Here is a 21,665-nt window from a genome sequence, read left to right on the forward strand (position 1 = left end):
GCAGCGCCATGCGCCGACCGGCTCCGCGCTCGCTATCCTGTTGTTGGACCATGATTTTTTTCCAGAATGCGTTCGCCCTTTGGGACGTGATGTTCTATTTTGAATCCATGGCTTGAGGGGCCGATTCATCGGAAGAGCAAAAGCGTTTTGAGCCCGGGAAAGCATTTATGAGCGACGACACACCGGAAAGCGAAAGCGCCTCGGCGCTGGCGCCGTTCCGGCACGGCATCTTCCGGGCGGTGTGGTCGGCCAGCCTGGTCTCCAATTTCGGTGGCCTGATCCAGGGCGTCGGCGCCGCCTGGATGATGACGACCATCGCTACGTCCTCCTACCAGGTGGCGCTGGTCCAGGCCTCGACCACCTTGCCGATCATGCTGTTTGCGCTGCTGGCCGGCGCCATCGCCGACAGCTTCAACCGGCGCAAAATCATGCTGATCGCCCAGATCTTCATGCTCGTCGTCTCGGCCCTTCTCACCGTCTTCACCTATCTCGACCTGATGACACCGTGGACGCTGCTCGCCTTCACCTTCCTGATCGACAGCGGCACCGCGCTCAACAGCCCGTCCTGGCAGGCTTCGGTCGGCGACATGGTGCCTCGCACCAAGGTGCCGGCGGCGATCGCGCTCAACTCGATGGGCTTCAACCTGACGCGCAGCGTCGGCCCGGCGATCGGTGGCATCATCGTTGCCGCAGCAGGTGCCGCCGCGGCCTTCGCCGTCAACACGCTGAGCTATGTCGGCCTCATCGTCGTGCTGGCCCGCTGGAAGCCGGAACTGCCGGCATCGACCTTGCCGCGCGAGACGCTGGGCGCCGCAATGGGCGCCGGCCTGCGCTACGTCGCCATGTCGCCCAATATCGGCAAGGTGCTGGTCAGGAGCTCGGCTTTCGGCTTCAGCGCCGGCGCGGTTCTGGCATTGCTGCCGCTGGTCGCGCGCGACGTCGTCAAGGGCGATGCCTTGAGCTACGGCATCATGCTCGGCGCCTTCGGCATCGGCGCCGTCGGCGGCGCGCTGATCAGCGTCAGGCTGCGGCAGCTGCTGTCCAGCGAAACCATGGTGCGCATGGCATTCGCCGGCTTCGCGCTCTGCGCCTTCAATGCCGCGCTCAGCGAGAATGCCTGGCAGACGTCGCTCGGTCTGCTGCTCGGCGGCGCCTGCTGGGTGACCGCGCTGTCGCACTTCAACGTCACCGTCCAGATGTCGACGCCGCGCTGGGTGGTCGGCCGCGTGCTTTCGGTCTACCAGACCGCGACCTTCGGCGGCATCGCGCTCGGCAGCTGGGTCTGGGGTGTCGTTGCCGACGCGCATGGCGCCGAAGCCGCCCTGATGGCGGCCAGCGTCGCCATGCTGGCGGGAGGCGCCATCGGCCTGCTGCTGCCGCTGCCGCAGCAGGCTGTGCTCAACCTCGATCCGCTCAACCGCTTCCGGGAGCCGCATCTGGCGCTTGATCTCAAGCCGCGCAGCGGTCCCATCGCCATCATGATCGAATATGTTATCCGTAACGAAGACGTGCCGGAATTCCTCGCCACCATGGCCGAGCGCGGCCGCATCCGCCGCCGTGACGGCGCCCGCAACTGGACATTGGCGCGCGATCTCGAAAATCCGTCGATATGGATCGAGCACTACCACACGCCGACCTGGGTCGAGTATATCCGCCACAATCGGCGCGCCACCTACGCCGACGCGGTCATCGGCGAGCGCATAAGGGCGCTGCACAGCGGCAACGAGCCACCGCGCGTCCGCCGCATGATCGAGCGCCCGACGACTGCCGGCACGGCGCTGGTCATGCCGAAGGGACCGATCGAGCATTAAAGCATTTTGCAGCCAAGGGAATCACTTGACGTCGCAGAAATGCGGTTAAAACAAATAGATAAAGCGGGATGCACCGTTCAATTTGAACGCATCCCGCTCCAGCGCAATTCCAGGAAAAGTGTGAAACGGTTTCCGTCCGGAAGAGACAGAGCGGTTCGCCGTTTCCGTGAAACGATGAACCGCTCCAGCCACCCTGACGCCCTTCCGCTGGCGATTCGACTACATGAGCTCTATGACGAAATAATCGCCCTGCTGTATCCACTTTACCAGGAAGTTAATCGTCAGGTCGGTACCGCTCCAATACATCTCGACGGTTGATGGAGACGGCTTTATGAGGCCTCCCTCGATAAAGTCACTCGACCTCGTCCCAGATACGCCTGAGATGAAATTGAAATCCTGGAACTGGAATGTGACCTCGCAGCTGAGAGTGAACGGCGTGAACCCGCCGCCGGCCGGCTTGGGCAACGCGAACTGAACCAACGCCGGCTCTGCGTTCGGCTTTTCGGTCTTTGAAAAGCTGCCGGATGGCCCCTGCAGGTGCCAGGTGATTTCAGTGATTTCTTTCTTGGTGGCGTTGAACCAGAGACCCGTTGCTATCGTCAGCATCGCCGGCTTGACGACCGGCGCCGCAGTAAGGGGAATACTGATGGTCTCGGTCTTGTAGCCAACGGCTGCAACTTGCAAGCTGACCGATGCTTGGCCGGTCGGCGGAGATAGCGTGAACGCTGTGTTGGTGGCCCCGACCACCGCGCCCCCTTGCGATATGGTCCCTCCAACCGATTGGGACTTGTTATCGGCGTCGACTGCTTTGATGGTTATCGTCGCCGGCTGGCCCGCTATCAGGGACGGGGGAGCCGCGGAGAGCAGCATTTCCCCGAGGGTGACATTGACGGGAACTCTGGTGAGCGGAGACATCTTCGTGCACAATGTCTGCATCACCGTAATTTGGTCTTCTACCTTGAGCTCGCCCACGTAAATCCCGAAGAAGAGCGTCGTCCAACCAAGTGGCGTATCGCTGGCGCGCCACTTCCCGTTCACGAATACATGCACGCGCGCCCCGGGAATCACGCCTGATACGTAAATTAACCGCTGGAAGACCCGGACGGGCTGTTGAATATCCGGGGTCTTGAGTGGGGTCAGGTCGGACACTTTGATCGGACCCCCGACCCGAAGCGCGAGGGGCTGACAAGTAAGCTCCAGCTCGGCGTGAATGTGCTCGCCGGCGCGCAACGGCCGAAATGTCTCGACCCAGACGAGGCCGCCAAAACTGAATACGGGCTTGCTGATTACAGGAGAATCTGGCGCATCCGAGTACAAACGTACGACCGCGTTGTCGACGCTGTTGACGAAAGCGCCGCTTGCACATTCAAATGCAGGCTCCATGACGGTCGGCGGAAATACGCTGCCCTGGTAAGACCCTACCACCAGCAACTTATCCGATGTGGCTGTCTTGCCGCATAGCTCCTGGATGACGACGAGCGATGGAAACGGCGGCGAGGCCGGGATCAGGGCCGACACGTCGGGAATCCAGTATTGGCCGGAACTCACATCCTCGCCGACTCCGATTCTCCCGAGCACGGTAGCTGCACCCGAAGTCGGATCGACAAGTTGGATCGTCAATGTCGCGCCGGGCTCGAGATTGGAGATAGGCAAAGCACGGGCTGCCGGGCAGGAGTACTGTGAGGCGTCGATTACGGGCTTTCTAACCGGCAAGGTTTCGTCGACGATCACCGGAGGGGCAGATGACGGACTTGATGCATTGCAGCGCTCGAAGTGCTGCGTGGCGCTGAAGACATCCGGATTGTGCGCGGCACGGCCAAGCAGCGCCAGGAGGTTGGCACCGACGAAAGGATATTCCAGCACGTCGCCATTGAAGTGGACCTTCGTGGTGGCGCCTTGAGCCAACCCCCTGACGGGTACTGCTTGCGCGCACCCAGGAACCGGGCCGACTGCTGGTGCCGGCATGGTATTTTCCCGATACGGCGTCTGTTCGGCGGGCAAGCTCGGGGTCTGACTGCTCTTCACCTGTCCGGCAGGCGTCTGAACGGACTGCACTGCGCTAAGCACATCGTTGGCCTGGATCGCCCCCCGAATGCGCACTGGTACGACATTTCCGCGTGCAGTATCGCTGCCAATCAATGCGCCGCCGTTGAAAATCTCGACCGTGGCGCCAGGATAGGCTGCGCCTATCAGCACCCAGTCGACGCACTCGTGCACCTGACTCAAATACACCAATGGGCTTAGCGTCGAGGGATACCCGAGCACGACGATCGGGACCGGGCTTGGATCACTGGTTTCGGCGCCGAGCGTCCAGCGTGCGGTCAATGCATCCCCCACGTTGAGGGAGCCTGCGGCGACCGGCACAAAGGTACTGGTTGTGGCGCCGGCATTTACCGCAGGGACGGGTACGCCATTTACCAGGAGGGAAATGCTCGAGCCGGGAAGCGGCCCATCGATACGGACCGAGGTACTCAAGACCGACACGGGGCCAATCACAATTGGTGCAAGGAGCGTGCTCATGTTCGTTTCCCTCTCTGTACGGCGCAGACATGTCGTCTGGTTCGAAACAGGACATAGAGGGAGCGCACTTACGGATGACTTACGGATGGGTCGGCGCGGTGCTGGACTGCGCGCGCGTCCGCCGCATGATCGAGCGCCCGACGACTGCTGGCACGGCGCTGGTCATGCCGAAGGGACCGATCGAGCATTAGTGGCTGGCGGTGCGTCCAGTGGACGAGCAAAATGAAATTGCGGCGCCTGGCCTAATCCGCGAATGCACGAACAGGATGGCCATTGTGGAGAGACGGTTATATCAGTTGGTGTGACTATGACCACTAAGGGGAGACGATGCGTTACATACGTCCGCTTTCAATTGAAGACGCCGCCGGCCTGTTGGCCGGTTCAGCCGGCACGGCCGCCATCCTCGCCGGAGGCAGCGACCTCTTGGTGCGAATGAAAGGCGGCTTTATCGAACCCGACCTGATCGTCGACATCAAGGCGATCGACGGGCTTGGCGAGATCAGGGAAACAGCCGAGGGCTTCAGCATCGGCGCGGCGGTCCCCTGCGCATTGCTGGGCGAGAACACGGCCCTGCAGAAGGCATGGCCTGGCGTCGTCGAAGCGGCCAAGCTGATCGGCTCGAAGCAGGTGCAGGGACGCTGCACCATCGTCGGCAATCTGTGCAACGCCTCGCCGGCCGCTGACAGCGTGCCGGCGCTGGTGGCTGCTGGCGCCAAGGCGGTGGTCGTCGGCCCGGGAACCAGGCGCACGATTGCCGTCGAAGCGGTGCCGACCGGGCCGGGCAAGACGTCGCTGGCGAAGGGCGAGATCATCGAGGCAATCCTGCTCGACCAACGTCTGCCGCATTCGAGCGATGCCTATCTGCGTTTCATTCCGCGCACAGAGATGGACATCGCGGTGGTAAGCGCCGGCGTGAACTTGATGCTCGATGAGCAAGGTCGCGTCAAATCCGCCCGTCTGGCATTGGGCGCCGTGGCGCCGACGGTGATTCTGGTCGAGGAGGCCGCCGAGGTTCTCATCGGCTCCAAGCTGGACGAAGCCACGCTGGAGAGGCTCGCCAAGGTCTGCTCGGGCGCCTGCCGTCCGATCGACGACAAGCGCGGCACTATCGAATTCAGACGCAAAGTCGCGGGTGTGCTGGCCAAGCGGGCCGCCACGACCGCCTATGCACGCGCAGGAGGCAAATAATGGCTGGTGTGGCAGTATCAACGACAATCAACGGCGACAATGTCGAGTTCCTTTGCCAGCCGGACGAGACGCTGCTTGATGTCCTGCGCGATCGCCTGGGGCTGACGGGCGCCAAGGAAGGCTGCGGCACCGGCGACTGCGGGGCCTGCAGCATCATCCTCGACGATCGGCTGGTGTGCTCGTGCCTGGTGCTCGGCGCGGAGGCCGAGGGCCGGCACGTCGAGACCATCGAGGGCATGGCGCATGGCGACAGGCTGCATCCGCTGCAGCAGAAATTTCTGGAACACGCCGCACTCCAATGCGGCGTCTGCACGCCGGGCTTCCTCATGGCTGCCAAGGACCTTTTGGCCAAGAATCCCGATCCGACCGAGGAGGAGATCCGCTTCGGCCTCGCCGGGAACCTCTGCCGCTGCACCGGCTATGACAAGATCGTGCGTGCCGTTCAGGACGCCGCCAGCGTGATGAAGGGAGCATGACAATGAATTTCGATCCGCGTTACTCCGGACGCAATTTCACCTCTGTCGGCACGCGTCCCATCCGTCCCGACGGCGTCGACAAGGTGACGGGCCGCGCACGCTATGGCGCCGACTTCAACATGGCCGGGCAACTGGTCGGGCGCGTTCTCAGAAGCCCCTATGCGCATGCCACGATCAGGAAGATCGACACGTCGAAGGCGGAGAAGCTCGCCGGCGTCAAGGCCGTGATCACCGCGGCCGACCTGCCCGACCTCACCGACGGCGATGCCGCCATGTACGACATCCTCGACAACTGCATGGCGCGCAAGAAAGCGCTCTATGACGGCCATGCCGTGGCCGCGGTGGCTGCGGTCGATGCCCGCACGGCGAGGCAGGCACTGAAGCTGATCGAGGTCGACTACGAGGTGCTGCCGCATGTCACCGACGTCGACGAGGCGATGAAGCACTCCGCACCCCTGCTTAACGACGCCATCTTCACCGAAGGCCTCGAGCAAAAGCCGGTCAAGCCCTCAAACGTCACCAAGCGCACCCAGTACGGCCATGGCGACATCCATGAAGGTTTCGGCCAGGCCGATTTCGTCGTCGAACGCTCCTTCAAGACCGAGCAGACGCACCAGGGCTATATCGAGCCGCATGCCTGCGTGGCCAATGTCAGCTCCGACGGCACCGCCGACCTGTGGGTCTGTACGCAAGGCCATTTTGTCTACCGCCAACACTGCGCCCAACTGCTTGGCATGGAAGCCTCGAAGCTGCGCGTCACCTCGTCGGAGATCGGCGGCGGTTTCGGTGGCAAGACCCATGTCTGGGCCGAGCCGGTGGCGCTGGCGCTGTCGCGCAAGGCCGGCCGGCCGGTCAAGCTGGTCATGACGCGCGACGAGGTGTTCCGCGCCTCTGGCCCGACCAGCGCCACCTCGATCGACGTCAGGATCGGCGCCCGCAAGGACGGCACGATCACGGCGGCCGAGGCGACGCTGCGCTATTCCTGCGGCCCCTATGCCGGTATGTGGGCCGAGATCGGCGCCATGACGGCCTTTGCCTGCTACAAGCTCGAGAACGTCAAGACGGTCGGCTACGAAGTGCTGGTCAACCGGCCCAAGACCGCGGCCTATCGCGCGCCGTCGGCTCCGATGGCGGCGTTTGCGGTGGAAAGTGCGGTCGACGAGCTGGCCAAGGAGATCGGCATGGACCCCGTCGAGTTCCGGATCAGGAACGCGGCGCAGGAAGGCACCAGATCGTCCTATGGCCCGGTATACGGCCCGATCGGCATCGGGCCGACGCTGGAGGCGGTGAAGAATCACCCGCACATGAAGGCGCCGCTCGGCAAGAACCAGGGCCGCGGAATGGCCTGCGGCTTCTGGTTCAATTTCGGTGGCCAGACCTGCACCGACCTCAACATCGGCATGGACGGTTCGGTCTCGCTTGCCGTCGGCACTGTCGATGTGGGTGGTTCCCGCGCGTCGCTGTCGCTGGTGGCGGCGGAGGAGCTCGGTATCCCCTATGAGCAAATCAAGGCGGTGGTCGCCGATACCTCCAGCCTCGGCTACAACGATATGACGGACGGCAGCCGCGGCACGTTCTCGTCTTCGATGGCGACGATCTCCGCCGCCCGCAACGCCATCAAGATCCTGCGGGAACGCGCCGCACAGATGTGGGACATTCCCGTCGACGACGTGGTCTGGGAAAAAGGTCACGCGATTGCCAAGGGCGAGAAATACGGCAACCTTGCAGCATTGTCGCTGAAGGAGATCGCGGCCGCTTCCGGAAAGACGGGCGGACCCATCGCAGGCCACAGCGAGCTCGTCGCCGACGGCGCCGGCGTCTCCTTCGCCACCCATATCTGCGATATCGAGGTGGATCCCGAGACAGGCTTGACCAGGGTGCTGCGGTACACCGTCGTTCAGGACGCCGGCAAGGCGGTGCATCCGACCTATGTCGAGGGACAGTACCAGGGGGGTGCCGCACAAGGCATCGGCTGGGCGCTCAACGAGGAGTATATCTACGGCAAGGACGGGCGGCTGCAGAACCCTGGCTTCCTCGATTACCGGATCCCGGTCTGCTCGGACCTGCCGATGATCGACACGCAGATCCTCGAAATCCCCAATCCCAACCATCCCTACGGGGTGCGCGGCGTCGGCGAGACCTCGATCGTGCCGCCGCTGGCGGCGATCGCCAATGCGGTGTCGAACGCCGCGGGCGTGCGCATGACGCACATCCCGATGTCGCCGCCGCGCATCCTTGCCGCGCTCGAGGCAGAACGGGAGGGCTGATGGTCGAAGTGACGCTCTGGGGATCGCTTAGCGCGATCGCCGGAGGCAAGAGCAAGGTCGAGATCGAGGCGAAGGATATTCGGGAGCTGTTCAGGAAGCTGGCTGAACAGTATCCCGGCCTCGAGCCGTACATCGATCGCGGCATCGCCGTCGCCATCGACGGGACGATCTATCGCGACACCTGGTCGAAGGAACTGCCGGAAGGGGCGGAGATATTCCTGCTGCCGCGTCTTGCCGGGGGATAACTGGACAACCCTGTCCTACCCATTGACGACCAAGACATGGCCTGGGCTCGAGAAAAACCTCGGCTATCCACGAGAATTCTTGGCCAGTTCAGCCTGCGAGTTTGGCTCCTTTTCGATGACTGCTTCTGTGTCAATCACAGACATAGAGGCGAGCGAGCTACACGTCTGCTTTGAGGCGAAAGCAGCCGCCCGCAGCGTAGAAGTCAAAGGGCTTGGGTCAGAACCTACCATTTCCCAATGTCAGCTTCATGATCCATAGGCGCAGTCTTGGGGTCAGATGCGATGGCGGAGCGCCTCAACGATCACCGCCATCGCAGGCGAGAGCTGTCGCCTGCTCGGGTAGTAGAGGTGATAGCCCGCAAACGGCGGACTCCAGTCGTCAAGCACGAGCCTAAGGCATCCCTTGGCGATGTGGTGGCTGACGAGGTTTTCCGGGACATAGGCGATTCCGAAACCGCTTATCGCAGCCTCGATCATGGGAATGGACGAATTGAAGGTGAGTTGGCCTTCCACCCGCACACGAAGGTCGCGGCCATCCCTGGCGAATTCCCAGGCATATAATCCGCCGAACGTCGCCTGCCGCATATTGATGCAGTCATGATCGACCAGATCCTGCGGCGCGGTCGGAACCGGATGGCGGGAAAAGTACTCCGGCGAAGCCACGGCCACGAGCCTCCAATCCGGCCCGATGCGCACTGCGATCATATCCCTGTCGATGCTCTCACCAAGCCGCACGCCTGCGTCGAAACGCTCCTCCACAATGTTCTTCATGCCGTTGTCGCTGTAGAGCTCGACGCACACGTCAGGATAGTCGCTGAGCAAGGGCTGCAGCTTCGGCCAGACGGTCGTCTGGAGCGCATGGTCGGACAGCGTGATGCGGACCGTTCCGGAGGGCTTGTCGCGAAAGGCCACCAGACTTGCAAGGTCGGCTTCGATTTCCTCGAAGCGGGGAACAAGAGATTGGAAAAGTCGCTCGCCGGCCTCGGTCGGTGCGACGCTCCGCGTCGTACGCGTCAGCAGGCGGACGCCAAGACGAGCTTCAAGCTCCTTGATTGTCGAGCTCAGGGTCGACTGCGAGGTTCCGAGCTTGGCCGCCGCCTTGGTGAAGCTGCGCTCCCGGGCGACCGCCACGAACCAGAGCAAATCCTTCATCCCATCGCGCTGCATAGGGCACCTCCCGTCTGACATTTATATCATAAGCAGATAAGTCCATGCGAATTACTCAGTCTAATAGAATGGGTTCCTCTGCAATATCTTCCAGCATGGTGATGGGGATGGGCGGCTGATCCACCCCTCGCCTTGCAAGGACGTCAATTATGGAAACGACCTACGACACAAGGCTTGTCGAAGACCGCGCCGCATGGGGCGCGGTGCTGTCGATGGCTCTGTGTGTTTCCGTGCTCATCGCGTCGGAATTCATGCCGGTCAGCCTGCTGTCGCCGCTAGCGGCCGATCTCGGCATCACCGAGGGCCGCACGGGACAGGCGATCTCGATTTCGGGCGCTTTCGCCGTCGTGACCAGCCTGCTGGTCACCGGCCTCACGCGCCGGATCGACCGCCGACTGGTCGTGACCGGCTTCACCCTTCTCCTGATCGTGTCCGGGCTCGCTGTCACCTTCGCGCCGAACTACGCGTTCCTCATGGTCGGCCGGGCGCTGCTCGGCATCGCGATCGGCGGGTTCTGGTCGATGTCGACCGCGATCGTCATGCGCCTCGTGCCGCAAGATATGGTTCCGAAGGGTCTCGCCATGCTAAACGCTGGCAATGCCATTGCGGCCACCATCGCCGCGCCGCTGGGCAGTTTTCTTGGCGCCTATGTCGGCTGGCGCGGCGCTTTCTTCCTCGTCGTGCCGCTTGGGCTCCTGGCGCTGGTCTGGCAGTGGACAAGCCTGCCGGCGCTGCCCCCGCGCCGGAGGAAGCGTCCAGGCAATCCGCTGGCGCTCCTCGGCCGTCTTCCTGTCGCCACCGGCATGGCGTCGATCATGATGCTGTTCATGGGCCAGTTCGCGCTCTTCACCTATCTGCGGCCCTTCCTCGAGAGCGTCACTCAGCTCGACATCGCTGCTCTCTCGGCGATCCTGCTGGCGATGGGGCTGGCCGGGGTGCTCGGCACCCTCTGCATAGGCCGGCTTTTGCGCACGCGCCTGTTCAGCATCCTCATCGTCATCCCGCTGGTCATGGCCGCGCTGGCAGCTGCGCTCATCGCCCTCGGTGCCTTGCCGGTTCCGACAGCACTGCTGCTCGTTGCCTGGGGCTTCTTCGGCACGGCCGCGCCCGTTGGCTGGGGCACGTGGCTCTGCCGCACGTTGCCGGACGACGCGGAGGCCGGCGGCGGATTGCAGGTAGCCGTCATCCAGCTCGCCATCACCGGCGGCGCCGCCATCGGCGGCACGCTCTTCGATACGGTCGGCTGGTGGGGTGCATTCACTTTCGGCGCGGTGCTGCTCTGTGGATCGGCGCTCGCCGCCTTTGCAGCATCGCATTTGGCCCGGAGGTCGCAGCCATGACGGCAGCCATGACGATCGACCGTCCGGACCTCAGCCGCCGCGCGTTGCTCGGCGGCGCGCTCGCGGCAACGGTCCTGCCGCGGGCCGCCCGCAGCCAGCAGGGCAGCGACCCAGGCAGCCAGGAGCCCACCGACATGAAGATCAAGATGATTTTCAATGGCCGGACCATGACCGCCACGCTCTACGACAATCCGTCGGCGCGCGACTTCTTCACCATGCTGCCGCTCGATCTCACCATCGACGACTACGCGCATAACGAGAAAATCGCCTATCTGCCGCGCAAGTTGACTGAGGAGGGCAGCGGTCCGTTCGCCAACGAGCAGCCCTATGACCTGTGCTATTTCATGCCTTGGGGCAACCTGGCCATGTTCCACGCCGACTATCACCATCCCGGGCTGATCAGGCTCGGCCGCTTCGATGAGGGCGAGCAGGCCCTGCACATTCGCGGCGAGTTCCCGCTTCGCATCGAACGCATTTGAGGACTCAAAGGAGATCACCATGGAGATTCTTCGCGCAGGCACCAGGCCGTCTGGCAAGGGACCATCTGATTGGTTCACCGGCACGGTGCGGATCGATCCGCTGTTCAACCCGTTCGACGCCGCGCGCGTGCAGGGCGCACAGGTGACCTTCGAGCCCGGCGCCCGCACCGCCTGGCACACGCATCCGCTCGGCCAGACGCTGATCGTCGTTTCCGGCCTCGGCCGCGTGCAGCGCGAGGGCAGTGCGGTCGAGGAGATCCGGCCGGGGGACGTCGTCTGGTTCGCACCCGGCGAGAAGCATTGGCACGGTGCCTCACCCGAGACGGCCATGATCCACATTGCCCTCCAGGAGGTCAAAGACGGCAAGGTGGTGGACTGGCTGGAACACGTCAGCGACGCCGACTACGGCGCCTGACATCGATTGAACGAAAGGAAAGCAAAATGCTCGCAACCGTTCTTCATAAGCCCGGCGACATCCGCTGCGAGGAAGTCGCCGATCCGAAAATCATGCGGCCAACGGACGCCATCATCAAGCTCTCGGCGAGCTGCATCTGCGGCTCGGACCTGTGGCCCTATCGCGGGCTGCAGCCGGTCGACGGCCCGATGCATATGGGCCACGAATATTGTGGCATCGTCGTCGAGGTCGGCGCAGAGGTGCGCACGGTCCGTCCCGGCCAGTTCGTCGTCGGCTCGTTCTGCCTCTCCGACAATACCTGCCCGCATTGCCGCTTCGGCTTCCAGTCGTCCTGTGTGCAGCGCGAGTTCATGTCGGGCGCGCAGGCGCCTTACGCCCGCGTGCCGTTGGCGGATGGCACACTGGTCGCCACCGCCGAGGTGCCGCCGGCAGAACTCATCCCTGACCTGCTGGCTGTGTCCGATGTGCTCGGCACCGGCTGGTATGCGGCCGACGCAGCCGAGGTCCGAGAAGGATCGACGGTGGTGGTGGTCGGCGACGGTGCGGTCGGCCTGATGGGCGTGCTTGCGGCCAAGGAGATGGGCGCCGAGCGCATCATCGCCATGAGCCGGCACGCCAGCCGCCAAAAACTCGCCCGCGAGTTTGGCGCCACCGACATTGTGGCCGAGCGTGGCGAGGAAGGCGTCGCGCGCATCAAGGAGCTCACCAAGGACGTCGGCGCGGACTCGGTGCTGGAATGCGTCGGCACGGCGGAATCCTTCGACCAGGCGCTGGCCTGCTCTCGCCCCGGCGGCACCATCGGCTATGTCGGCGTGCCGCATGGCGTGAGCTTCGATGGCCAGAATCTCTTCTTCGGCCAGAAGCGCATGCTGGGCGGCCCCGCGCCGGTGCGCCGCTTCCTGCCCGACCTCATGGACCGTGTGCTCAAGGGCAGGATCAAGCCCGGCAAGGTCTTCGACCTCAAGCTGCCGTTGGCCGAGGTCGCTGAAGGTTACCGCGCCATGGACGAGCGGCGCGCCATCAAGGTCATGCTTTCGGTGTAAGCGAAGATTGGGCGGGACGGCCTGTCCGCACCCACAAACCAGAAAAGGAACAACGACATATGACGATGAGATTGAAGATCGCCGCCCTTGCGCTTGCGCTTTCGGTCGCCACGCCGGCTTTCTCCCAAGAGTCCCCGATCATTGGCGCATGGCGCATGAGGTCGCTCGAGGCCGGTGCCGAGGGAAACCTCAAGCCCGTGCCATATTCCGGCCAGGTCATCTTCACCGAGGCCGGCATCCTCTCGGTGCAGGCCCAGAACCCCGACGCTAAGGCGCCGGACACGCCTTACACGGCGAATGGCTACGAAGCCTATTACGGGCCGGTCGCCATCAACGACCAGGACAAGACCTTCGTCATCATGATCGAGTCCTCCCTGGTCCGCAACCTTGTCGGGAAGAGCATGAAACGCAAATTCGAAGTCTCGGACAACAAACTGGTCCTGACGCCGGACAATCCGGCCGAAGGCTGGCGCGTGACCTACGAACGTTACTGATCGGAACAGCCCGGCTGTCAACGTGTTATCGGTGGCCACAATGGCGCGGACTTCTGACCGAAATGGCGCGATGGCGGAACTGGTGCCAATCATGGCGGCTGTCTTCGCCGGCTTCCTCCTGATCGGCTTGGCGCTACCCGTCCTGCCGCTGCATCTTCACCAGCAGCTCGGCTTCGGCCCCTTCGCAGTCGGGCTGGTGACGGGCAGCCAGTTCGTCGCCTCGATGCTGTCGCGCATTGGAGCCGGAAATTATGCCGATGGGCACGGCGGCAAGCGGGCCGTCGTCGTCGGCCTCATTGCCGCTGTCCTGGCGGGGTTCATTTACCTCGGCTCGCTGGCATTGCTCGACCGGCCGGTAGCGTCCGCATCGGCGCTCTTCGCCGGCCGGGCGGTACTGGGCGCGTCTGAGAGCTTCATCATCACAGGCGGCGTCGCCTGGGGCCTCTCCCTTGCGGGCGGACAGAACTCCGGAAAGGTCATAGCCTGGGTGGGCACGGCGATGTTCGCAGCACTCGCGCTAGGCGCGCCGATCGGATCTGCGCTTTACGGGACGAGCGGCTTCGCCGCGATCGCACTCGCGACGGTCGGCCTGCCGCTTGCGACGCTGCTTGCCATCCTGCCTATGCGTGGCACCAGCCTCGCCGCGAGCGCCGCACGACAGTCATGGACGAGCGTGGCGCAAGCGGTCTGGCTTCCCGGCGTCGGAGCTGCTTTCAGCAGCCTTGGCTACGGCGCGATCCTGTCCTTTGGCGCGCTGCTCTTTGCCGAACGCGGCTGGCAGCCGGTCTGGCTTCCCTTCACCACTTATGCCGCGTCGCTGATCGCGGCAAGGCTGTGCTTCGGCCACCTGCCTGACAGGTTAGGGGGCGCGCGCGTCGCCGTGATCTTCGTGGCGGTCGAGGCGGCAGGGCTGATGCTGATCTGGCTTGCGCCCGGGCCCGTTCTCGCCGCCATCGGAGCGGGCCTGACTGGCCTCGGCTACTCGCTGGTCTATCCCGGTTTCGGTGCCGAGGCCGTAAGCCATCTTCCACCACGCAGCCGCGGCCTGGCCATGGGACTCTACACCGTCTTCCTCGACGTGGCGCTCGGCTTCGGCAGTCCGGCGCTCGGCTTGGTCGCTGGGTCGGCCGGGCTGCAATTCGTCTTCTTCGCCGTCGCGACGGCGACGCTTCCGGCGTTGGGCATCGCTCTGCTGCTGGGTCGCCGTAACGCTCCACCATAGAGCCGGATAGTCTGGGCTCGAGATGTCGCGCAACTACGATCGCTCCCGCTTCGCCCACGACCTTTTCGCCTCCGACATTATTGGCTTTGATCCAGCACTCGGCGATCAGCAGATCTTCGCCTACCTGCTGCCGCTCAAGCAGGTCGAGAGCAGCCGCAATCGATAATGTTCGACCGTCGTTTGGACGGACGGGGGTATCATCTCGCTTCCGGATGCTGTCCGCAGCTTCCACCGTTTGTCTCGATGCGAGCAGATCCTAGTCTTTCGTATAGTCAGGCCCAAAACGAGTCGGCAGGTTGTCGGCGAGTTTCAACCAAGGGAGCTTCTCCTCAAAAGCGACATGCAGCGTAGGTGCAAATTTTTCTGGCTCCTCCATCGCTGCCGCAAAAAAATGCATGACATCAGACATGTTCTTTGAGCGGAAGGACAGCGGCGTGCCACAGTGATCGCAAAATGTTCTTTCCACACCGGGAGAAGAGTTGAATACCTTCGGTAGCTTGCCCAGCCATCGCCATTGGCCGTTCAAGACGCCAATATAGGAGGTCATCGGCGCAGAACATTGCCGCCGACAACTTTCACAATGACAGACCACGCAGGCCTGTGCCGGGCCATCGACTTCAAAGGCAATAGCGCCACATAAGCAATGACCACGCATGCAAATTCTCCTTGAGCCAACAAGGACAGCTTCATGCCTGGGCGTGAGGGAGGCGCCATGAAATGCGTCGAGCTGGCGCCCAATTCCGACATTCGGCGCTGGCGATTGTCCTCGCGTGCGCGAGGCGTTGCCTCCAAGCTGCCTTCACTACCCCCTTTCGGCATATTGAAATGTTCGTAGAGTTTCTCCGCCGGGCCGCTGAATTCACGGCCTGGCAGGTCTATCGCAACCCGAACACTACAGTGGAATTGCGGTCACTTCCTTGGCCGTTCGGATCACGAACATCGTGTGGTATCGCGCGACGTTGCTTCGGTCTCGGAACAGTCGCTCGCATAGTGCATCGAACTCTACCATATCCGTCAGGCGGAGCATGAGGACGGCGTCGGTTTCGCCGCTCACACTGTAGGCCTGAGTGACGGCCGGTTCCTGAGCGGCCAACTCGAGAAAGTCCCGCATAAACTGCTCGCCATGACGCTCCAGTTCGACGGCGACGATCGCCTTCAAGCCCCGGCCAGCCTTTGCCGGTGCGAGAAGCGCGACAATGCGGCTGATGACACCGCTTTTCTTCAGTCGTCGTATGCGGCGCAGGCAGCTCGAAGGGGAAAGCCCGACTAACCCCGCCAGTTTGGCGTTAGTTCGTGAGGCATCATCCTGGAGCAGGTTGAGAAGCCTTCTGTCGATCTTGTCCATGTCGGTCGCGCTCATCGTCGGTGCGTTGCAATTTTATTGCACGGAATCGCAAACTTTGACCACAAATGCGAAGCGTCTCACGCTACTCAGATGGCTCCAGGGATGATGGAGCAGCATGATGGCAATTTGCGCCGCCTTCTATCGCAAGACTTTGGAGACGCTTGAAATCTATTGGGAACTGGTTCGCGTGATCGTTCCGGTTGCGATTGCCACGCGGCTGCTGCAGGACCTTGGCGTCATCCAGGCGATTTCTCCGTTCTTCTCCCCGCTCATGTTGCAGGTGGGGTTGCCACCTGAACTCGCCTTTGCCTGGCTGACGGGATTGCTGGTCGGGATCTGGGGCGCGCTTGTGATCGTATTCACCTTGGTTCCGGTTTCGGCGCTCAGCACTGCCGACATGACGGTTCTTTCGGCTCTCTTGCTGTTTGCACATGCCATTCCGATCGAGCAACGGATCATTCAGAGGGCCGGGCCGAGCTTCCTGGTCACCGCGGCGCTTCGTATTGGCGGGGGTTTGGTCTTTGCTGTCCTTCTGCATCAGATATTCGCCGTGACCGGATGGCTGTCAGGACCGGTGAAGCCGGCGTGGATGCCGACGAATGAAAGCACCGACTGGGGCGGCTTTCTCCTGGGTACGCTCAAAACCCTGGGCATCATGCTCGTTGTTCTGCTTGCGCTGAGCTGGGTGATCGAGCTTCTCAAGATGTCGGGCATTTTGGAGTGGATGAACAGAGGGCTTGCACCGCTCTTTCGGCTCGCCGGCATCGAAAAGCAGACGGTACCTTTCGCCGCTGTTGGCCTGTTTCTCGGGATTTCCTATGGCGCAGGACTGCTGATCCGCGAGGCGCGCACGCCTAGCGCGGAGCCGCGTCAGATATTCCTTGCCTGCGTGTTCATGGGTTTTGCCCATAGCCTCATTGAGGATACGTTGGTCGTTGTCACACTTGGCGCTGATGTTACGAGCGTGCTTCTCGGTCGCCTGGCGTTTGCCGTGGTCGCGACCGCCGTGATCGCAAAAGTAATCAAGGCGGTTCCCGACGCTCTTTTCTTCAAGACACTCTTCCACAAGGAAGAAGACAGTCCGCGCAATCGGATTTCGGAGCCGGCGATTAGCGGGCCGTTGACGTGAGCCCTCCTTACGCAGCAGCCGACATGTGTGTCGCATCGCTATCGGGAGAGGACGCGGCTACCCCTCGCCCGACAGATCGCGCCGCGCCTTGTCGAGTTCTTCGGCATAGCGCCGCATCAGGTGGCCTTCGGTCAACAGCCCGACCACCTTGCGATCGGTGAAATCCTCGACCACCGCCAATTCCTCGGCGCCGGCGCGCTGGAAGGTCTCGGCCGCCGACTGCACGTTCATGCTCGGCACCAGCACGCATCCCTGAATTTGGCGAAGGACAGCACCGGCAACCATGCCCGCGTGATGCTGCGGCGATAAACCCCATCTTCATCTCGGGGAGCCGCGTTGACGTAAACGTCAACCCGAAGCTATATGCGCCGGCGACCGTGATCGCGAAATGCGCAAGACGGCGACTTCGGCCAGATCGAAGTGTCCCGGATCGAAGTGCCAATGAGCGACAAACGCAACGAGACGAGGAGAACCGCCATGGGCGTTCAGGAAATTGCCGACAAGATCAGCGCGCGCGTGGCGAGTGCCGGGTTCGACCGTTCCGTGAAGTTCGATACCGGCGGCGACGGTGTCATCGTCATCGACGGCGCTGATGTCTCGACCATCGACGGGCCGGCCGACTGCACCATAAAGCTTTCGCTCGACGATCTGGACTCGCTGATATCAGGCGACCTCAACCCGACCATGGCCTTCATGTCCGGCAAGATAAAGGTCGAAGGCGACATGAGCGTCGCCATGGCGCTCAGCCAACTGATCGGCTGATCGCTTGAGGTGAAACAAGCCGCCGCACGATGGCGGGCGGCTTGCTTCGAACCATCAGGCAGCGAGCGGCAGTCTCTGCGCCTTCAGCTTGCGCCCTGCCGCCTTCAGCGTGCCTTGCGCGCCGTCGAGTGCGCCGACAACCAGTTCCCGCGCCAGCAGGCGGTGCCGCTCGTAAGGCCCCGGCATGGCCAGCGAGCCGGTCTTTGCGGCCGAAAACCCGAAGCGCTCGTAATAGGGCGCGTCGCCGACCAGCAGGATCGCCGCATGGCCAAGCCGCTCGGCCTCAGTGACCGCATGGCGCATCAGCGCCGAGCCGATGCCGGCATTTTTCAGCGCCGGGTCGATCGCAAGCGGGCCGAGCAGCAGCGCTGCCGTGCTGCCCTCGCCCAGCACCACGTCCCACAGCCGCACCGTGCCGGCAACAGTGCCCGACGCATCGCGCGCGACAAAGGCCAGGCCCTCCGAAGGCCGGCGGCCGCGCCGCAGCTTTTCCGACGACTTCTTCCGGCGCTTCGGCCCCATGGCGCGATCGAGCAAAGCCTCGCGAGCCGGGACGTCGGCGGCGGTTTCGGCGACGACCGCAATCTCCCCCCTCGAGGGGGAGATGTCGCCGAAGGCGACAGAGGGGGTTGTCGCGCGTGAAGCGCCGGCCTCCATCTGCGGCAGGAGGCCGAGTCCAGTCGAACCGACCCCCTCTGGCCGCTTCGCGGCCATCTCCCCCTCGAGGGGGGAGATTCCCACGCCTTCAACGATGAGATCTGCAATGTTCATTTCCGCGATCCTTCACAAGCGGATTGTTCCACAGGCGAGCCCGGGCGGGCGACAGGCGCCCACCGGGGATGATCTGAGCAACTCTTGCGAGCCCTCAGATCACGTAGGATCGGAGAGGCTCGAAGCCGTTGAAGGCGACCGAGGCGTAGGTCGTCGTGTAGGCGCCGGTGCCCTCGATCAGCACCTCGTCGCCGATGGTCAGCGATAAGGGCAGCGGGTACGGCGTCTTTTCGTACATCACGTCGGCCGAATCGCAGGTCGGGCCGGCGAGCACGCAAGGCGCGGTCTCGCTGCCGTCATGCGCGGTGACGATCGGATAGCGGATCGCCTCGTCCATGGTCTCGGCAAGACCGCCGAACTTGCCGATGTCGAGGAACACCCAGCGCACATTGTCGTTATCGGCCTTCTTCGAGATCAGCACGACCTCCGACTTGATCACCCCGGCATTGCCGACCATGCCGCGGCCCGGCTCGATGATCGTCTCGGGGATGGCGTTGCCGAAATGCTTCCTGAGCGCCGAGAAGATCGCCTGGCCATAGGCCTGCGCCACCGGCACATCCCTGAGATAGCGGGTCGGGAAGCCGCCGCCCATATTGACCATCTTCAGCACGATGCCTTCGTCGGCCAGCGTCGCGAACACCTTCTTGGCGTCGGCCAGCGCGCGATCCCAGGCGGTCAGGTCGGTCTGCTGCGAGCCGACATGGAATGATACGCCATGGGCGTCGAGGCCGAGCGCCCTGGCATGGCGCAGCACGTCGACCGCCATCGCCGGCACACAGCCGAACTTGCGCGACAGCGGCCATTCGGCACCCTCGCCGTCGGTCAGGACGCGGCAGAACACACGGGCGCCGGGAGCGACGCGGGCGATCTTCTCGACCTCCTCGACGCAGTCCACCGCAAACAGCCGGATGCCGAGCTGGTAGGCGCGCTGGATGTCGCGCTCCTTCTTGATGGTGTTGCCGAAGGAGATGCGGTCCGCCGGCGCACCGGCGTCCATCGCCATCTCGACTTCGGCAACGGAAGCGGTGTCGAAGGACGAGCCCATCGCAGCAAGCAGGCGCAGGATTTCCGGCGCCGGATTTGCTTTCACCGCATAGTAGATCTTGGAATCGGGAAGCGCCTTCTCGAAGGCGCGGAAATTGTCGCGCACGACATCGAGGTCGACGACGAGGCACGGGCCGTTCGGACGTCGGGTGGCGAGAAAGTCAAGGATGCGCTGGGTAGCCATCGGGGTCTCTCCATCAGCGCCTTTCGGCGCGCACAAAGGCTTGCGGACGCGGGCTCTCGGCCTCGCGAACACGCGGTGGACAAAGGCGGGACGGAAATCCATGGAACCAGCCGGTGGAGACCCCGGAACCATGAAGCGCCGTCTCGCGGCGGTGAACCTTGGCCTTGCCCGGCCTCGGTTCGCTTTGTCTGCCTTGGCTTGGATGGGAGACCCGTCCGCACTGCCGGCAATGAAGGTGTGCCTCTTCAGTAACCCCGGTCTTTGGACGACCGGCAGAACACCAGAAAGGCCCGCACCGTCGTTGCTTCAAGGTGTCCTCGGTTGGCGGTTGGCCGCTAAACCGACTGGAGGGGTTGGCTCCAGTTACCTTACCGATTGCCCTCACCATTCGAGGATCGGCGGACACCCACAGGCACGTGCGACTTTGGGCAAGCGCGATATAAGATCGAAAGATTTCACAATCAATAAAAATCGTATCGCAGGTTGTAAAATTTGTGGCATCGAACAATGCTGCGGGACCAGAAGAACAATGCTGCGGCAAGCACACCCGGATATCGAACGCATGACAGGCACTCGCGGCCCGCTGAACGCTTTTCTCGATCTTGATCAAGTCCCTGTTACCAATGCGCAATCCGGCCCGCTTGCCGGCTTGCGGTTGGCCGTCAAGGATATCTTCGACGTCGCCGGGTACCGCACCGGTTGCGGCAATCCGCAGAAATACCGCGAAGCCTCGCCGGCCACGGCCACCGCGCCGGCCGTCCAGACGCTGCTTGATTCGGGCGCCCGCTTCGTCGGCAAGACGCAGACCGACGAACTCGCCTTTTCCCTGCTGGGGCTGAACGCGCATTTCCCATCGCCGATCAATCCGGCGGCACCCGACCGCGTCACCGGCGGCTCGTCCTCGGGTTCTGCTTCTGCAGTCGCCGGCGGGCTGGCCGATATCGCCACCGGCTCCGACACCGGCGGCTCGATCCGTGCGCCGGCAAGCTTCTGCGGCCTGATCGGCCTCAGGACCACGCATGGCCGCATTTCGCTCGACGGCGCCATGCCGCTGGCGCCTTCGCTGGACACGTTCGGCTGGTTTGCCAGGGATATCGTCACCTACGAAAAGGTCGGCACGGTGCTGCTCGGCGACGATCCGCACCGCCACGAACTGGTACGCCCTCTTGCCCTCGACGCGCTGGACAGCCTCGTGCTCGGCCCGCTGGAGGCCGAGGAATATCGCGCCATGGTCCGCAGTGTCGCTTCGGTGCTGGGCGCGCCGCGCAGCGTTGGCCCGCTGTCGCATTCCACCGACGATCTTTATTGGTGCTTCCGCAAGCTGCAAGGCTATGAAGCCTGGCAAAGCCACGGCGCCTGGATCGCTGGCGGCGACCGCATGCTGGGACCCGGCGTCAAGGAGCGCTTCGAGCATGGCGCGACCGTCGGCCCGGCAACCGCGCAGCACGAAACGGAACGTCGCGTTTCGTTTCGCCTCGAGCTTACCGACCTGCTTGGCGAGGACGGCGTTCTTGTGCTTCCGACCGCTCCGGGTGCCGCGCCGCTCAAGGCCGAATTATTTGATGATTTGCAGATCTATCGCGAGCGCGCGCTGAGATTGCTGTGTCTTTCCGGCCTGTCTGGATTTCCGCAAATCACGCTGCCGCTCGGCAAGGTCGGCGGGGCGCCGTTCGGCCTTTCGCTGCTCGGTCCGAAGAACAGCGACCGGCAGCTAATTGCGCTGGCCGCCCGCATCCTTTCAGCCCACCAAGGAGGCGCATGAC

The 21,665-nt window shown here is 63.3% G+C and carries 21 protein-coding genes and 1 pseudogene; 15 read left to right on the forward strand and 7 right to left on the reverse strand.

The window, feature by feature from the left end; genetic code table 11:
• Nucleotides 1-167 precede the first annotated feature (167 nt).
• Entirely contained in the window at nt 168-1,811 is a 1,644-nt protein-coding gene (locus NKI59_RS05390) for an MFS transporter (protein ID WP_352702820.1), read from the forward strand.
• A 219-nt stretch (nt 1,812-2,030) separates the two neighbouring features.
• Here the strand turns inward: NKI59_RS05390 and NKI59_RS05395 are convergent, their stop codons facing one another.
• Complete coding sequence (locus NKI59_RS05395; RefSeq protein ID WP_352702822.1) at nt 2,031-4,331, reverse strand: hypothetical protein; 2,301 nt, start codon at nt 4,329-4,331, stop codon at nt 2,031-2,033.
• A 327-nt stretch (nt 4,332-4,658) separates the two neighbouring features.
• Between NKI59_RS05395 and NKI59_RS05400 the strand changes: the two genes are divergently transcribed.
• The 4 genes from NKI59_RS05400 to NKI59_RS05415 are packed head-to-tail and all read left to right on the forward strand — an operon-like array spanning nt 4,659 to nt 8,507.
• Nucleotides 4,659-5,519: an FAD binding domain-containing protein gene (locus tag NKI59_RS05400; RefSeq protein WP_352702825.1), complete on the forward strand. Its 861-nt coding sequence runs from the start codon at nt 4,659-4,661 to the stop codon at nt 5,517-5,519.
• A complete protein-coding gene (locus tag NKI59_RS05405; RefSeq protein WP_023675443.1) occupies nt 5,519-5,995 on the forward strand; it encodes a (2Fe-2S)-binding protein in 477 nt (158 codons plus the stop codon). Before NKI59_RS05400 ends, NKI59_RS05405 begins: the two co-directional genes overlap by 1 nt.
• Before the next feature lie 2 nt (nt 5,996-5,997).
• Nucleotides 5,998-8,262, forward strand: coding sequence for a xanthine dehydrogenase family protein molybdopterin-binding subunit (locus NKI59_RS05410; RefSeq protein ID WP_352703168.1), 2,265 nt, complete (start codon nt 5,998-6,000; stop codon nt 8,260-8,262).
• Nucleotides 8,262-8,507: a MoaD/ThiS family protein gene (locus NKI59_RS05415; RefSeq protein WP_352702827.1), complete on the forward strand. Its 246-nt coding sequence runs from the start codon at nt 8,262-8,264 to the stop codon at nt 8,505-8,507. The genes NKI59_RS05410 and NKI59_RS05415 overlap by 1 nt, the downstream gene beginning before the upstream one ends.
• A gap of 273 nt (nt 8,508-8,780) precedes the next feature.
• On the opposite strand, the gene NKI59_RS05420 is transcribed toward NKI59_RS05415, so the two are convergent.
• Entirely contained in the window at nt 8,781-9,674 is an 894-nt protein-coding gene (locus NKI59_RS05420; protein ID WP_352702829.1) for a LysR family transcriptional regulator, read from the reverse strand.
• A 149-nt stretch (nt 9,675-9,823) separates the two neighbouring features.
• Between NKI59_RS05420 and NKI59_RS05425 the strand changes: the two genes are divergently transcribed.
• Genes NKI59_RS05425 through NKI59_RS05455 form a run of 7 tightly spaced genes read left to right on the forward strand, consistent with a single transcriptional unit; the run spans nt 9,824 to nt 14,833 of the window.
• The gene (locus NKI59_RS05425) at nt 9,824-11,014 is read left to right on the forward strand and encodes an MFS transporter (RefSeq protein ID WP_352702831.1); all 1,191 of its coding nucleotides are present in this window, start codon (nt 9,824-9,826) and stop codon (nt 11,012-11,014) included.
• The gene (locus NKI59_RS05430; RefSeq protein WP_502901023.1) at nt 11,011-11,493 is read left to right on the forward strand and encodes a cyclophilin-like fold protein; all 483 of its coding nucleotides are present in this window, start codon (nt 11,011-11,013) and stop codon (nt 11,491-11,493) included. Before NKI59_RS05425 ends, NKI59_RS05430 begins: the two co-directional genes overlap by 4 nt.
• Nucleotides 11,494-11,512: 19 nt before the next feature.
• Nucleotides 11,513-11,908 carry a (R)-mandelonitrile lyase gene (locus NKI59_RS05435; RefSeq protein WP_352681950.1) on the forward strand — a complete coding sequence of 132 codons (396 nt, stop codon included), beginning with the start codon at nt 11,513-11,515 and terminating at the stop codon, nt 11,906-11,908.
• A gap of 26 nt (nt 11,909-11,934) precedes the next feature.
• Entirely contained in the window at nt 11,935-12,951 is a 1,017-nt protein-coding gene (locus NKI59_RS05440) for a zinc-dependent alcohol dehydrogenase family protein (protein WP_352702834.1), read from the forward strand.
• A 59-nt stretch (nt 12,952-13,010) separates the two neighbouring features.
• On the forward strand, nt 13,011-13,445 hold the full coding sequence (locus NKI59_RS05445) for a lipocalin-like domain-containing protein (RefSeq protein WP_352702837.1): 435 nt from the start codon (nt 13,011-13,013) through the stop codon (nt 13,443-13,445).
• A gap of 40 nt (nt 13,446-13,485) precedes the next feature.
• On the forward strand, nt 13,486-14,667 hold the full coding sequence (locus NKI59_RS05450) for an arabinose transporter (protein ID WP_352702839.1): 1,182 nt from the start codon (nt 13,486-13,488) through the stop codon (nt 14,665-14,667).
• Between the two features lie 22 nt (nt 14,668-14,689).
• Entirely contained in the window at nt 14,690-14,833 is a 144-nt protein-coding gene (locus NKI59_RS05455) for a hypothetical protein (protein WP_352702841.1), read from the forward strand.
• 90 nt (nt 14,834-14,923) lie between these two features.
• Here NKI59_RS05455 and NKI59_RS05460 read toward each other — a convergent pair whose 3' ends face one another.
• Both NKI59_RS05460 and NKI59_RS05465 read right to left on the reverse strand, forming a co-directional pair.
• Nucleotides 14,924-15,322 carry a GFA family protein gene (locus NKI59_RS05460; RefSeq protein ID WP_352448190.1) on the reverse strand — a complete coding sequence of 133 codons (399 nt, stop codon included), beginning with the start codon at nt 15,320-15,322 and terminating at the stop codon, nt 14,924-14,926.
• A gap of 237 nt (nt 15,323-15,559) precedes the next feature.
• Nucleotides 15,560-16,012 (reverse strand): Lrp/AsnC family transcriptional regulator, encoded by a 453-nt coding sequence (locus NKI59_RS05465; RefSeq protein ID WP_352702844.1) that lies wholly within the window; start codon nt 16,010-16,012, stop codon nt 15,560-15,562.
• A gap of 118 nt (nt 16,013-16,130) precedes the next feature.
• On the opposite strand from NKI59_RS05465, the gene NKI59_RS05470 reads away from it, so the two are divergent.
• Nucleotides 16,131-17,141, forward strand: coding sequence for a nucleoside recognition domain-containing protein (locus tag NKI59_RS05470; RefSeq protein ID WP_352702846.1), 1,011 nt, complete (start codon nt 16,131-16,133; stop codon nt 17,139-17,141).
• Between the two features lie 57 nt (nt 17,142-17,198).
• On the opposite strand, the pseudogene NKI59_RS05475 reads toward NKI59_RS05470, so the two are convergent.
• Nucleotides 17,199-17,393, reverse strand: a pseudogene (locus NKI59_RS05475) (chloride channel protein); the annotation flags it as partial.
• 225 nt (nt 17,394-17,618) lie between these two features.
• Here NKI59_RS05475 and NKI59_RS05480 point away from each other — a divergent pair.
• Nucleotides 17,619-17,903 (forward strand): SCP2 sterol-binding domain-containing protein, encoded by a 285-nt coding sequence (locus NKI59_RS05480; protein WP_352588487.1) that lies wholly within the window; start codon nt 17,619-17,621, stop codon nt 17,901-17,903.
• A gap of 54 nt (nt 17,904-17,957) precedes the next feature.
• Here NKI59_RS05480 and NKI59_RS05485 read toward each other — a convergent pair whose 3' ends face one another.
• Both NKI59_RS05485 and odc2 read right to left on the reverse strand, forming a co-directional pair.
• On the reverse strand, nt 17,958-18,560 hold the full coding sequence (locus tag NKI59_RS05485) for a GNAT family N-acetyltransferase (RefSeq protein WP_352588490.1): 603 nt from the start codon (nt 18,558-18,560) through the stop codon (nt 17,958-17,960).
• Between the two features lie 208 nt (nt 18,561-18,768).
• Nucleotides 18,769-19,902, reverse strand: a complete 1,134-nt coding sequence (odc2, locus tag NKI59_RS05490) for an ornithine/lysine decarboxylase (RefSeq protein ID WP_023675424.1) — start codon at nt 19,900-19,902, stop codon at nt 18,769-18,771.
• 562 nt (nt 19,903-20,464) lie between these two features.
• On the opposite strand from odc2, the gene NKI59_RS05495 reads away from it, so the two are divergent.
• Nucleotides 20,465-21,664 carry an amidase gene (locus NKI59_RS05495; RefSeq protein ID WP_352702848.1) on the forward strand — a complete coding sequence of 400 codons (1,200 nt, stop codon included), beginning with the start codon at nt 20,465-20,467 and terminating at the stop codon, nt 21,662-21,664.
• Nucleotide 21,665 lies beyond the last annotated feature (1 nt).

It is taken from the genome of Mesorhizobium sp. M0598 (genome assembly GCF_040320865.1).
Taxonomy (GTDB): Bacteria; Pseudomonadota; Alphaproteobacteria; order Rhizobiales; family Rhizobiaceae; genus Mesorhizobium.